Below are 11,988 nucleotides of genomic sequence, written 5' to 3'. Positions count from 1 at the left end.
GAGTTTCCATGATTTCCATCCTGCGACGTGGCCTGCTGGTCCTGCTGGCGGCCTTCCCCCTGCTGACCATGGCTGCGCAGACGCCTCACGATGTGGTTCAGGGCACCACCACTGAACTGCTGGGCGACCTCAAGGCCAACAAGGAACAGTACAAGTCCAACCCCAACGCCTTCTACGATGCGCTGAACCGCATCCTCGGCCCGGTGGTGGACGCTGACGGTATTTCCAGAAGCATCATGACCGTCAAGTACTCGCGCAAGGCTACCCCCGAGCAGATGCAGCGCTTCCAGGAAAACTTCAAGCGCAGCCTGATGCAGTTCTATGGCAATGCCCTGCTCGAGTACAACAACCAGGGCATCACTGTCGACCCGGCCAAGGCTGATGACGGCAAGCGCGCCAGCGTTGGCATGAAGGTCACCGGCAACAACGGTGCCGTGTATCCGGTGCAGTACACCCTGGAAAACATCGGCGGCGAGTGGAAGGTGCGTAACGTAATCGTCAACGGCATCAACATCGGCAAGCTGTTCCGCGACCAGTTCGCCGACGCCATGCAGCGCAATGGCAACGACCTGGACAAGACCATCGACGGCTGGGCCGGCGAAGTGGCCAAGGCCAAGCAGGCCGCCGACAACTCGCCAGAGAAGACCGTCAAATGAGTGAGGCCGGTGTAAGCATGGCCGAGCCGGGCGTGCTGCGCCTGGCCGGCGTGCTGGACTACCGCAGCGGGCCGGCCCTGCGCAAGCAGGGCAAGGCGCTGATCGCGGCCTGCCGCGAGGCGCAGCTGGTGCTCGATTGCTCGGCAGTGCAGCGCTCCACCAGTGTCGGCCTGTCGTTGCTGCTGGCATTCATGCGTGATGCCCAGGCCGCCGGCAAGGGTTGCCAGGTGCGCAGCATGCCCGACGATATGCGGGAAATTGCCGAGGTCTATGACCTCGATGAAGTGCTGGCAACCTGATGGCCTGGCACGGATGATGGCCCCTCGGTCAGCGAAGCCCTCGTTGGGCTTCGCAGGCGAGGGGCTTTTTTGTATGATGGCCGACCCGTGCGCATCGGGCGCCGATTGAGGTTGAGCATGCAGGCCGTAGAAGTTAAAAGCTTCCTTGAAGAGAAATTGCCGGGTTCCCGGGTCGAAGTTGAAGGCGAAGGCTGCAACTTCCAGTTGAACGTGATCAGCGACGAGTTGGCTGGCCTGAGCCCGGTCAAACGCCAGCAGGCGATCTATGCTCACCTGAATCCGTGGATCGCCAATGGCAGCATCCATGCGGTAACCATGAAATTTTTCAGCAGCGCAGCCTGGGCTGAGCGCACCTGAGCCAACGTGGCGGCGAGATTCCAATGGACAAACTGATTATTACTGGCGGCGCTTGCCTTGATGGCGAGATCCGCATTTCGGGCGCGAAGAACGCAGCCCTGCCGATTCTGGCGGCGACCCTGTTGGCCGACGGCCCGGTCACCGTGGGCAACCTGCCGCACCTGCACGACATCACCACCATGATCGAGCTGTTCGGCCGCATGGGCATCGAGCCGGTGATCGACGAAAAGCTGGCGGTCGAGATCGACCCTCGCACCATCAAGACGCTGGTTGCACCTTACGAGCTGGTCAAGACCATGCGCGCCTCGATCCTGGTGCTGGGCCCGATGGTCGCCCGTTTCGGTGAGGCCGAAGTGGCCCTGCCTGGCGGTTGCGCCATTGGCTCGCGCCCGGTCGACCTGCACATCCGTGGCCTCGAGGCCATGGGCGCGAAGATCGAAGTCGAAGCCGGCTACATCAAGGCCAAGGCGCCTGAGGGTGGCCTGCGCGGTGCGCACTTCTTCTTCGACACCGTGAGCGTGACCGGTACCGAGAACATCATGATGGCCGCTGCCCTGGCCAAGGGCCGCAGCGTGCTGCAGAACGCCGCGCGCGAGCCGGAAGTGGTCGACCTGGCCAACTTCATCAACGCCATGGGCGGCAAGGTTCAGGGCGCTGGTACCGACACCATCGTCATCGATGGCGTCGAGCGCCTGCACTCGGCCAACTACCGCGTGATGCCGGACCGTATCGAGACCGGTACCTACCTGGTTGCCGCTGCCGTGACTGGCGGCCGCGTCAAGGTCAAGGACACCGATCCGACCATCCTTGAAGCCGTACTGGAAAAACTCAAGGAAGCCGGCGCCGACATCAACACTGGCGAGGACTGGATCGAGCTGGACATGCACGGCAAACGGCCGAAAGCCGTCAACCTGCGTACCGCCCCGTACCCGGCGTTCCCGACCGACATGCAGGCGCAGTTCATCTCGCTCAACGCCATTGCCGAAGGCACAGGTGCAGTGATCGAGACGATCTTCGAAAACCGCTTCATGCACGTCTACGAAATGCACCGCATGGGCGCGCAGATCCAGGTCGAAGGCAACACTGCCATCGTCACTGGCGTCAAGGCGCTGAAGGGTGCCCCGGTAATGGCCACCGACCTGCGTGCTTCCGCCAGCCTGGTGCTGTCGGCGCTGGTAGCCGAAGGCGATACCCTGATCGATCGCATCTACCACATCGACCGTGGTTACGAGTGCATCGAAGAAAAACTGCAGATGCTGGGCGCGAAAATCCGTCGCGTACCGGGCTAGTAGCCCTTCGGCATACCGTGTGGGAGCGGGCTTGCCCGCGAATATCGGCAGAGCCGGTGCCATGCACCGCGGTGGTTGCTTTGCGGGCAAGCCCGCTCCCACAATGAATCAAATGCGGTCGGGCTCGACGCCCGGCCGGCAGTAGCCGCTTAAGGACCGACGTTCCAATGTTGACCATCGCGCTTTCCAAAGGCCGTATTCTCGACGATACCCTGCCGTTGCTGGCCGAGGCCGGTATCGTGCCGACCGAGAACCCGGACAAGAGCCGCAAACTGATCATCCCCACCACGCAGGACGATGTGCGCCTGCTGATCGTGCGTGCCACCGACGTGCCGACCTATGTCGAGCATGGTGCCGCCGACCTGGGTGTGGCCGGCAAGGATGTGCTGATGGAGTACGGCGGCCAGGGCCTTTACGAGCCCCTGGACCTGCAGATTGCCCGTTGCAAGCTGATGACCGCTGGCGTGGTCGGCGCACCCGAGCCCAAGGGCCGTCTGCGCGTGGCTACCAAGTTCGTCAACGTAGCCAAACGCTACTACGCCGAACAGGGCCGCCAGGTCGACATCATCAAGCTGTACGGCTCGATGGAGCTGGCACCGCTGATCAACCTGGCCGACAAGATCATCGACGTGGTCGACACCGGCAACACCCTGCGTGCCAACGGCCTGGAGCCCCAGGAACTGATCGCCACGATCAGCTCGCGCCTGGTGGTCAACAAGGCCTCCATGAAAATGCAGCACGCCCGTATCCAGAGCCTGATCGACACGCTGCGCGGTGCGGTCGAATCGCGACACCGCGGCTGACTCTCTACCGACTGCGCGCGGCCTTCGCTGCCGCGCCCGTCTATCCGCGTCATAGCCATTTTTCTCGGGTGCCCGCGCGGATGGACTGGTAGCCTAGGGCGCCTGAGCATTCGCCAATAATCGAGGCCCTCGCCATGACCGTGTCCACTGCAATTGCCCGTCTCAACGCTGCTGATCCGGATTTCGCCCGACATCTGGATCATCTGCTGAGCTGGGAAAGTGTGTCCGATGACGCGGTCAACCAGCGCGTGCTCGACATCATCAAGGCCGTGCGCGAGCGTGGCGATGCGGCATTGGTGGAATTCACCCAGCGTTTCGATGGTGTCGATGCCAAGTCCATCGATGACCTGATCCTCGGTCGCGAGCGCCTGGAACTGGCCCTGACCCGCATTACCCCGGTCCAGCGCGAAGCCCTGGAAAAGGCTGCCAACCGTGTGCGCATGTACCACGAGCGGCAGAAGCAGGATTCCTGGCAGTACACCGAGGCCGACGGCACCGTGCTTGGCCAGAAGGTCACCCCGCTGGACCGCGCCGGCCTGTATGTACCGGGTGGCAAGGCGTCGTACCCGTCGTCGGTGCTGATGAACGCCATCCCGGCCAAGGTCGCCGGTGTGGCCGAAGTGGTGATGGTGGTGCCGACCCCGCGTGGCGAGGTCAACGAGCTGGTGCTGGCGGCTGCCTGCATCGCCGGTGTCGACCGTGTGTTCACCGTCGGTGGCGCCCAGGCCGTCGCCGCCCTGGCCTACGGTACCGAAAGCGTGCCGCAGGTGGACAAGATCGTCGGCCCGGGCAACATCTACGTTGCCACCGCCAAGCGCCACGTGTTTGGCCAGGTGGGTATCGACATGATCGCCGGCCCGTCGGAAATCCTCGTGGTGTGCGACGGCCAGACCGACCCGGACTGGATCGCCATGGACCTGTTCTCCCAGGCCGAGCACGACGAAGATGCCCAGGCCATCCTGGTCAGCCCGGACGCCGCCTTCCTCGACCGCGTTGCCGCCAGCATCGACAAGCTGCTGCCGACCATGGAACGTGCCGAGATCATCGAGAAGTCGATCAATGGCCGTGGTGCGCTGATCCAGGTGCGTGACATGCAGCAGGCCATGGAAGTGGCCAACCGCATCGCACCCGAGCACCTGGAACTGTCGGTGGCCGACCCGCAGGCCTGGCTGCCGCACATCCGCCACGCTGGCGCGATCTTCATGGGCCGCCACACCAGTGAAGCGCTGGGCGACTACTGCGCAGGGCCCAACCACGTGCTGCCGACCTCCGGCACCGCGCGTTTCTCGTCGCCGCTGGGGGTGTATGACTTCCAGAAGCGTTCGTCGATCATTTTCTGCTCCGAGCAGGGCGCGTCCGAGCTGGGCCACACCGCCTCGGTCCTGGCCCGTGGCGAGTCGCTGACCGCCCACGCCCGCAGCGCTGAATACCGCATCCTGACCCAAGAGAAGGGGAACTGAGCATGAGTCGATTCTGGAGCCCCTTCGTCAAGGACCTGGTGCCTTACGTGCCGGGCGAGCAGCCCAAGCTGGCCCGCCTGGTCAAGCTGAACACCAACGAAAACCCCTACGGCCCGTCGCCCAAGGCGCTGGAGGCCATGCGCGGCGAGCTGAACGACAACCTGCGCCTGTACCCGGACCCGAACGGTGACCGGCTGAAGCAGGCGGTGGCCGAGTACTACGGCGTGACGCCGGCACAAGTGTTCGTCGGCAACGGCTCGGACGAGGTGCTGGCGCACATCTTCCACGGCCTGTTCCAGCACGACGCACCGCTGCTGTTCCCTGACATCAGCTACAGCTTCTACCCGGTCTACTGCGGCCTGTACGGTATCGCCTTTGAGCAGGTGGCGCTGGACGAGCAGTTCCAGATCCGCATCGAGGACTACAACAAGCCCAATGCCGGCATCATCTTCCCCAACCCCAACGCGCCGACCGGTTGCCTGATGCCGCTGCAGGCGGTGGAGCAGTTGCTGCAGGCCAACCGTGATTCGGTGGTGGTGGTCGATGAAGCCTACATCGACTTCGGTGGCGAAACGGCGATCAGCCTGGTGGACCGCTACGACAACCTGCTGGTCACCCAGACCCTGTCGAAGTCGCGCTCGCTGGCCGGGCTGCGGGTTGGCCTGGCGGTGGGGCACCCGGACCTGATCGAGGCGCTGGAGCGGATCAAGAACAGCTTCAACTCCTACCCGCTGGACCGAGCCGCGATCGTCGGCGCGGCGGTGGCGTTCGAGGACCGCGAGTACTTCGAGGAAACCTGCCGCAAGGTGATCGACAGCCGAGAGGTGTTGGTCGGGCAGCTGCAGGCCAAGGGCTTCGAAGTGCTGCCGTCGGCGGCCAACTTCATCTTCGCCCGCCATCCGCAACAAGATGCCGGTGAGCTGGCTGCACGCCTGCGCGAGCAGGGCGTGATCGTGCGCCACTTCAAGCAGCCGCGCATTGCCCAGTTCCTGCGCATCACCATCGGTACGCCAGAGATGAACCAGGCGCTGCTCGATGCGTTGACCTGACGTCATCCACTGCCCTGCGCGGTCCTTGTAGGAGCGGCCTTGTGTCGCGATAGGGCCGCAAAGCGGCCCCAGCAGTTTTTGCATCTGCGCTGAAATCCAGGGGCCGCTTTGCGGCCCTTTCGCGACACAAGGCCGCTCCCACAAAAAATCGCGCCAGGTTTCTAATCGCAGCTCTCTTCAATGACAAACACTTTGCCCACCGGTATGCTGCGCCAATTCATCGGATGATTGGTTGAGTAGCATGAGTACCGAATTGACCAAGCGGTCCCTGGTCGAACTGGCCGTCGAGCGCATGCGCGAACGCATCGTGCTGGGCGACTGGCAGGTTGGCCAGCGTTTGCCGACCGAGCCGGAACTGGCCCTGCAGTTGGGCATAAGCCGCAACACCGTACGCGAGGCCATGCGCGTGCTGGCGTTCAGTGGTCTGGTGGAGATCCGCCAGGGCGACGGCAGCTATCTGCGCACGGCCCAGGACCCGCTGCAGGCGGTGCAGGCGATGTCACGCTGCACGCCCGAGCAGGCCCGTGAAACCCGACATATCCTCGAAGCCGAGGCCATCGGCCTGGCCGCGCTGCGCCGAACCGACGCCGACCTGCAGGCGCTGCGTGATGCCCTGGCCAACAGTGCCGGGCATTTTCACGGTGATATCGATGCTTATGTGGCCTGCGACCTGGTGTTTCACCAGCGGCTGGTCGATGCCGCCCACAACCCGGCCTTGAGTGAGCTGTACCGGTACTTTTCCGGGGTGGTGGCTGCCGCGCTGCAGCACAACATGGCGACCGTGCCGCGCTGCCAGTCCACGTTCGACCTGCATGGGCAGATCCTTGCCGCCATCGAGCAACGCGATGCGGAGCAGGCCAAGCGCCTGAGCCGTACCCTTATCGAATCCTGACTCCGAGAAGGCCATGGCTGATTCCATCACCCGTAACACCCCACCGAGCGAGCGGGACCTCGAAGAGTTGCTGATCGACGCCGAGGCTGACGACGAACAGGTCCAACAGCAGCCGGTACAGGTACAGCGGCCTTGGCTGTTGTTGCTCGGCCTGGTGCTGGTGGCTTTGAACCTGCGCCCGGCATTGTCGAGCATGGCGCCAGTGCTGGGCCAGGTGTCCGAAGGCCTGGGGCTGAACGCCTCGCAGGCCGGTTTGCTGACCACCTTGCCAGTGCTGTGCCTGGGCCTGTTCGCCCCTTTGGCGCCGGTGCTGGCGCGGCGCTTTGGCAGCGAGCGGGTGATCCTCGGCATTCTCGCCACCCTGGCGCTTGGCATTGTCGTGCGCAGTAGCCTGGGGGCCACCGGGGTGTTCCTCGGCAGCCTCATGGCGGGGGCCAGCATCGGCATCATTGGCGTGCTGCTGCCGGGCATCGTCAAGCGCGATTTCCCGCAGCACGCTGGCACGCTGACCGGCGTTTACACCATGGCGTTGTGCCTGGGCGCCGCCATGGCGGCTGGCGCCACGGTGCCCCTGGCCCAGCATTTCGACGGCAGCTGGGCGCTGGGGCTTGGCTTCTGGATGTTGCCGGCCCTGCTCGCCATGCTGGTATGGCTGCCGCAGGCCCGCCAAGGACATGGCCTGCACAAGGTGGCCTATCGCGTGCGTGGGCTGTGGCGTGATCCGCTGGCCTGGCAGGTGACCCTGTACATGGGCCTGCAGTCGTCACTGGCCTACATCGTCTTTGGCTGGTTGCCATCGATCCTGATCGGTCGCGGCCTGAGCCCGACCGAGGCGGGGCTGGTGCTGTCGGGGTCGGTGATCGTGCAGCTGGTCAGTTCGCTCAGTGCGCCCTGGCTGGCCACTCGCGGCAAGGACCAGCGCCTGGCGATCGTGCTGGTCATGCTGATTACCCTGGCCGGCCTGTTCGGTTGCCTGTATGCGCCGCTTTCCGGGCTGTGGGGCTGGGCGGTTGTGCTGGGCCTGGGGCAGGGCGGTACCTTTGCCCTGGCGCTGACCTTGATCGTGCTGCGCTCGAAGGATGCCCATGTGGCGGCGAACCTGTCGAGCATGGCGCAGGGGGTGGGTTATACCCTGGCGTCGATGGGGCCGTTTGCGGTGGGGCTGGTGCATGACCTGACCGGGGGCTGGGCGGCAGTGGGGTGGATCTTTGCCGTGCTGGGGGTGGGGGCCATCGTCTTCGGCCTGGGCGCCGGGCGGGCTTTGCATGTGCAGGTGAGCAGCGAGAAAGTCTGAAGCTGATATTGGCAGTGCTGGCCTCTTCGCGGGCACGCCCGCTCCCACAGGAGAGCCACAGGATCAAAGCATGCATGGATCTTGTGGGAGCGGGCGCGCCCGCGAAGAGGCCGGTACTGGCATAAGCAACCGGGGCAGATTATCGTGCTGCTATCATCCCCCAGGACGGACCAGCCCCCATGAGCGACGCCAACCGCGACCTGATCACCCGCTTCTACCAGGCCTTCCAGCGCCTGGACGCCGAGGCCATGGTCGCCTGCTACAGCGACGATATCGTCTTCAGCGACCCGGTCTTCGGCACCTTGCGTGGCAAGGATGCAGGCGACATGTGGCGAATGCTCACCAGCCGGGCCAAGGACTTCACCCTGACCTTCGACAACGTCCGCGCCGATGAACGCACGGGCGCCGCACATTGGGTGGCCACCTACCTGTTCAGCCAGACCGGCCGCATCGTGGTCAACGATATCCAGGCGCGTTTCGTGATTCGTGACGGGCTGATCTGCCAGCACGATGACCAATTCGACTTGTGGAGTTGGTCGCGGCAGGCGCTGGGTGTGCCTGGCATGCTGCTGGGCTGGTCGCCGCTGGTGCAGAACAAGGTACGCCAGCAGGCGTTCACAGGATTGCGAGCATTCCAGCAGGCCCAGGGTGAGTGAGCCCGTCGAAATTGCCGCGAGCAAACCCTGGTATGTCTACTTGGTAAGGGCTGCCAATGGATCGCTGTATTGCGGTATCAGCGATGACCCGCAGCGGCGCTTTCTGGCGCACCAGAAAGGGCAGGGCGCGCGCTACTTCAAGACCAGCCCGGCCCAGGCGCTGGTGTATGTGGAGCAATGGCCGGACAAGGGCGAGGCGTTGCGCCAGGAGCGGCTGGTGAAGCGGCTGCGCAAGTCGGCGAAGGAGGCTTTGGTGGCCTCCTATGGCGCAGTAGTGGCTGTTAGTTAGGGCCGCTTCGCGCCCCATCGCCGGCAAGCCAGCTCCCACTTCGACTGCATGGACCTCAGGCCTGTGCAGTACCTGTGGGAGCTGGCTTGCCGGCGATGGGGCGCGAAGCGGCCCCGGGGCCATCAGTCCTTGCGCCGCTTCAACTGATCCACCAAGGTGGTCGGAAGGCCCTTGATGATCAAGGTCCCTGCCTCCTCGTCATACTCGACCTTGTCCCCCAGCAGGTGCGCTTCGAAGCTGATCGACAACCCCTCGGCACGCCCGGTGAAACGGCGGAACTGGTTGAGGGTGCGCTTGTCTGCGGGGATTTCCGGCGACAGGCCGTAGTCCTTGTTGCGGATGTGGTCGTAGAACGCCTTGGGCCGGTCCTCGTCGATCAGGCTGGACAGCTCTTCCAGCGTGACCGGCTCACCCAGCTTGGTCTGGGTAGTGGCGTACTCGACCAGGGTCTGGGTTTTTTCGCGGGCAGACTCTTCCGGCAGGTCTTCGCTCTCGACGAAGTCACTGAAGGCCTTGAGCAGGGTGCGGGTTTCGCCCGGGCCGTCCACGCCTTCCTGGCAGCCGATGAAATCGCGGAAGTAGTCCGAGACCTTCTTGCCGTTCTTGCCCTTGATGAACGAAATGTACTGTTTGGAGTTCTGGTTGTTCTTCCACTCCGACAGGTTGATGCGCGCCGCCAGGTGCAGCTGGCCAAGGTCGAGGTGGCGCGAAGGCATCACGTCGAGCTCGGCGTTCACCGCCACGCCTTCGCTGTGGTGTAGCAGGGCGATCGCCAGGTATTCGGTCATGCCTTGCTGGTAATGGGCAAACAGGATGTGGCCGCCGGTGGACAGGTTGGACTCTTCCATCAGCTTCTGCAGGTGCTCCACGGCCACGCGGCTGAAGGCGGTAAAGTCCTTTTCTTCGTCCAGGTACTGCTTCAGCCAGCCGCTCAGCGGGTAGGCGCCGGACTCACCGTGGAAAAAGCCCCAGGCCTTGCCTTGCTTGGCGTTGTAGCTGTCATTGAGGTCGGCAAGCAGGTTTTCGATGGCGTCGGAGGCAGCCAGTTCGCAATCGCGGGCATGCAGCACGGCGGGGCTGCCATCGGGCTTTTTGTCGATCAGGTGAACGATGCAATGACGGATTGGCATGGAATTCTCGGCGAGCTGCAAAAGTCGTCCAGTTTACCCTAGACACAAGGTGGTGCAGTGGCCGGATGTTGGCAGAAATGCCGGTTGTTCGTTTTTTGTTCAAATTTGTGCGTTTTAGGCTAAAACCCCCGAAAAACCTGCATTAAATCGAAGCGCGCAGCGGATATTTATCCGTTCCTGTGGTAGCTTTGCGCGGTCTTGCGCCCCTTGTGTGGCGCATTGCTGGCAGCGTGCTGTCGTCGTGTCGAACCAAACGTCGATTTGCGTATCTACATACGCGATTGGCGCGGCCCTCCACTTTCAGGGGCTGGCCCGATAACGTCGTAGTCCGCTGCATAACCATCGAATTTGATAGGGAAGGAACACCACCATGGCATTGACCAAAGACCAACTGATTGCCGACATCGCCGAATCGATCGCCGCGCCAAAAGCCACCGCCAAGAACGCTCTGGAGCAACTGGGCCAGATCGTTGCCGACCAGCTGGAAAACGGCGCTGAAATCACTCTGCCAGGCATCGGCAAGCTGAAAGTCGCTGAGCGTCCTGCCCGTACCGGCCGCAACCCTTCGACTGGCGCTGCCATCGAAATCGCTGCCAAGAAAGTCGTCAAGTTCGTTCCAGCCAAAGTGCTGACCGACGCCATCAACAAGTAATTGTTGAAGCTTTGACGAAACCGCGCCCGGCTTGCCCGGGCGCGGTTTTTTCATGCCTGGGTTTTACGCCCGGCGTGCCAAGCCTGGCGCGCGGCGTCGTCGTGGAAGCTCCAGGCGACCATGCGGCTCTGCTTCTGCCCTTGGCCCATTTCACTGATGCGCACGGCCTTGGCGCCCGCTTTCCTGAGCGCAGCCTCGATCCCCGGCAGGTTGCTGGCCTTGGACACCAGGCTGGTGAACCACAGTACCCGCTCGGCGTACTGCACGCTTTCGCTGACCAGTTGGCTGACAAAGCGGATCTCGCCGCCTTCGCACCACAGTTCGTTGTTCTGGCCGCCGAAGTTGAGCACCGGCAGCTTGCGCTTGGGGTCCTGCTTGCCGAGGTTCTTCCACTTGCGCTGGCTGCCACGGGTGGCTTCGTCGCGTGAGGCATGGAAGGGCGGGTTGCACAGGGTGAGGTCGAAGCGTTCGCCCTCCTGCAGCAGGCCGCTGAGGATGTGTGCACGGTTGGCCTGCTGGCGCAGGGTGATGGCCTTGCCCAGGCCGTTGGCCTGGACGATGGCCTTGGCCGAAGCCAGGGCCACGGGGTCGATGTCCGAGCCGAGGAAGCGCCAGCGGTAGTCGCTGTGGCCCAGCAGCGGGTAGATGCAGTTGGCCCCCACGCCGATGTCCAGCGCACGCACCTGGGCGCCCTTGGGGATCTCGCCGGCATTGTCGTCGGCCAGCAGGTCGGCGGCCACGTGGATGTAGTCGGCGCGACCGGGAATCGGCGGGCACAGGTAGTCGGCGGGGATATCCCAGTGCTGGATGCCGTACTGGGCCTTCAGCAGGGCACGGTTGAACACCCGCACGGCCTCGGGGTTGGCGAAGTCGATGCTGGGTTTGCCGTGGGGGTTGGTGATGGTGAAGCGCGCCAGGTCAGGGTGGGCCTTGATCAGGCTGGGGAAGTCGTAGCGGCCCTGGTGGCGGTTGCGCGGGTGCAGGGTGGGTTTGTTCGGGGTCATGGCAGTGTCCAGCCCTATACGAGCGGTGGCTGATAGAGCCTGGGGCTGCTTTGCAGCCCTTTCGCGACACAAGGCCGCTCCTACAGGATAGCGGCGCCCTTCAGACCGGCGCCGTCCCTGTAGGAGCGGCCTTGTGTCGCGAAAGGGCCGCAAAGCGG

At 63.8% G+C, this 11,988-nt stretch carries 14 protein-coding genes; 12 read left to right on the top strand and 2 right to left on the bottom strand.

Annotated elements, in window-relative coordinates; genetic code table 11:
• The first annotated feature begins 8 nt into the window (after positions 1 to 8).
• The 11 genes from CAG44_RS05945 (at position 9) to CAG44_RS05895 (ending at position 9,044) form a co-directional block, all read left to right on the top strand.
• Positions 9 to 656 carry a phospholipid-binding protein MlaC gene (locus tag CAG44_RS05945; RefSeq protein WP_025337826.1) on the top strand — a complete coding sequence of 216 codons (648 nt, stop codon included), beginning with the start codon at positions 9 to 11 and terminating at the stop codon, positions 654 to 656.
• A complete protein-coding gene (locus CAG44_RS05940) occupies positions 653 to 955 on the top strand; it encodes a lipid asymmetry maintenance protein MlaB (protein ID WP_025337827.1) in 303 nt (100 codons plus the stop codon). The genes CAG44_RS05945 and CAG44_RS05940 overlap by 4 nt, the downstream gene beginning before the upstream one ends.
• Before the next feature lie 117 nt (positions 956 to 1,072).
• Positions 1,073 to 1,312, top strand: coding sequence for a BolA family protein (locus tag CAG44_RS05935; RefSeq protein WP_003255121.1), 240 nt, complete (start codon positions 1,073 to 1,075; stop codon positions 1,310 to 1,312).
• A gap of 23 nt (positions 1,313 to 1,335) precedes the next feature.
• Positions 1,336 to 2,601 (top strand): UDP-N-acetylglucosamine 1-carboxyvinyltransferase, encoded by a 1,266-nt coding sequence (gene murA / locus CAG44_RS05930; RefSeq protein WP_085587490.1) that lies wholly within the window; start codon positions 1,336 to 1,338, stop codon positions 2,599 to 2,601.
• A gap of 167 nt (positions 2,602 to 2,768) precedes the next feature.
• Entirely contained in the window at positions 2,769 to 3,404 is a 636-nt protein-coding gene (gene hisG / locus CAG44_RS05925) for an ATP phosphoribosyltransferase (protein ID WP_003257924.1), read from the top strand.
• 134 nt (positions 3,405 to 3,538) lie between these two features.
• On the top strand, positions 3,539 to 4,864 hold the full coding sequence (hisD, locus tag CAG44_RS05920; protein ID WP_025337829.1) for a histidinol dehydrogenase: 1,326 nt from the start codon (positions 3,539 to 3,541) through the stop codon (positions 4,862 to 4,864).
• A gap of 2 nt (positions 4,865 to 4,866) precedes the next feature.
• Positions 4,867 to 5,913 carry a histidinol-phosphate transaminase gene (gene hisC / locus CAG44_RS05915; protein ID WP_075043871.1) on the top strand — a complete coding sequence of 349 codons (1,047 nt, stop codon included), beginning with the start codon at positions 4,867 to 4,869 and terminating at the stop codon, positions 5,911 to 5,913.
• Positions 5,914 to 6,154: 241 nt separating this feature from the next.
• The gene (locus tag CAG44_RS05910; RefSeq protein WP_085587493.1) at positions 6,155 to 6,805 is read left to right on the top strand and encodes a FadR/GntR family transcriptional regulator; all 651 of its coding nucleotides are present in this window, start codon (positions 6,155 to 6,157) and stop codon (positions 6,803 to 6,805) included.
• 13 nt (positions 6,806 to 6,818) lie between these two features.
• Complete coding sequence (locus tag CAG44_RS05905) at positions 6,819 to 8,099, top strand: MFS transporter (protein ID WP_085691755.1); 1,281 nt, start codon at positions 6,819 to 6,821, stop codon at positions 8,097 to 8,099.
• A gap of 179 nt (positions 8,100 to 8,278) precedes the next feature.
• Positions 8,279 to 8,755, top strand: a complete 477-nt coding sequence (locus CAG44_RS05900) for a nuclear transport factor 2 family protein (RefSeq protein ID WP_085587497.1) — start codon at positions 8,279 to 8,281, stop codon at positions 8,753 to 8,755.
• Positions 8,748 to 9,044: a GIY-YIG nuclease family protein gene (locus CAG44_RS05895; protein ID WP_085587499.1), complete on the top strand. Its 297-nt coding sequence runs from the start codon at positions 8,748 to 8,750 to the stop codon at positions 9,042 to 9,044. The genes CAG44_RS05900 and CAG44_RS05895 overlap by 8 nt, the downstream gene beginning before the upstream one ends.
• Positions 9,045 to 9,166: 122 nt before the next feature.
• Here the strand turns inward: CAG44_RS05895 and yejK are convergent, their stop codons facing one another.
• Positions 9,167 to 10,174 (bottom strand): nucleoid-associated protein YejK, encoded by a 1,008-nt coding sequence (gene yejK / locus CAG44_RS05890; RefSeq protein ID WP_085664594.1) that lies wholly within the window; start codon positions 10,172 to 10,174, stop codon positions 9,167 to 9,169.
• 370 nt (positions 10,175 to 10,544) lie between these two features.
• Between yejK and CAG44_RS05885 the strand changes: the two genes are divergently transcribed.
• Complete coding sequence (locus tag CAG44_RS05885) at positions 10,545 to 10,826, top strand: HU family DNA-binding protein (protein WP_003257928.1); 282 nt, start codon at positions 10,545 to 10,547, stop codon at positions 10,824 to 10,826.
• Positions 10,827 to 10,876: 50 nt separating this feature from the next.
• Here CAG44_RS05885 and rlmF read toward each other — a convergent pair whose 3' ends face one another.
• Complete coding sequence (gene rlmF / locus CAG44_RS05880) at positions 10,877 to 11,830, bottom strand: 23S rRNA (adenine(1618)-N(6))-methyltransferase RlmF (protein WP_085691754.1); 954 nt, start codon at positions 11,828 to 11,830, stop codon at positions 10,877 to 10,879.
• Positions 11,831 to 11,988: the final 158 nt, after the last annotated feature.

This window comes from Pseudomonas sp. B13(2017) (assembly GCF_002113245.1).
GTDB lineage: Bacteria > Pseudomonadota > Gammaproteobacteria > Pseudomonadales > Pseudomonadaceae > Aquipseudomonas > Aquipseudomonas putida_Z.
The sequence above is the reverse complement of the archived record's forward strand: the minus strand, read 5'-3'. Positions and strand labels throughout refer to the sequence as shown.

Bases quoted from the DNA above. Each gene is read 5' to 3' on its own strand.
- CAG44_RS05945 (WP_025337826.1), top strand. From the start codon at position 9: ATGATTTCCATCCTGCGACGTGGCCTGCTGGTCCTGCTGGCGGCCTTC.
- CAG44_RS05940 (WP_025337827.1), top strand. From the start codon at position 653: ATGAGTGAGGCCGGTGTAAGCATGGCCGAGCCGGGCGTGCTGCGCCTG.
- CAG44_RS05935 (WP_003255121.1), top strand. From the start codon at position 1,073: ATGCAGGCCGTAGAAGTTAAAAGCTTCCTTGAAGAGAAATTGCCGGGT.
- murA (WP_085587490.1), top strand. From the start codon at position 1,336: ATGGACAAACTGATTATTACTGGCGGCGCTTGCCTTGATGGCGAGATC.
- hisG (WP_003257924.1), top strand. From the start codon at position 2,769: ATGTTGACCATCGCGCTTTCCAAAGGCCGTATTCTCGACGATACCCTG.
- hisD (WP_025337829.1), top strand. From the start codon at position 3,539: ATGACCGTGTCCACTGCAATTGCCCGTCTCAACGCTGCTGATCCGGAT.
- hisC (WP_075043871.1), top strand. From the start codon at position 4,867: ATGAGTCGATTCTGGAGCCCCTTCGTCAAGGACCTGGTGCCTTACGTG.
- CAG44_RS05910 (WP_085587493.1), top strand. From the start codon at position 6,155: ATGAGTACCGAATTGACCAAGCGGTCCCTGGTCGAACTGGCCGTCGAG.
- CAG44_RS05905 (WP_085691755.1), top strand. From the start codon at position 6,819: ATGGCTGATTCCATCACCCGTAACACCCCACCGAGCGAGCGGGACCTC.
- CAG44_RS05900 (WP_085587497.1), top strand. From the start codon at position 8,279: ATGAGCGACGCCAACCGCGACCTGATCACCCGCTTCTACCAGGCCTTC.
- yejK (WP_085664594.1), bottom strand. From the start codon at position 10,174: ATGCCAATCCGTCATTGCATCGTTCACCTGATCGACAAAAAGCCCGAT.
- CAG44_RS05885 (WP_003257928.1), top strand. From the start codon at position 10,545: ATGGCATTGACCAAAGACCAACTGATTGCCGACATCGCCGAATCGATC.
- rlmF (WP_085691754.1), bottom strand. From the start codon at position 11,830: ATGACCCCGAACAAACCCACCCTGCACCCGCGCAACCGCCACCAGGGC.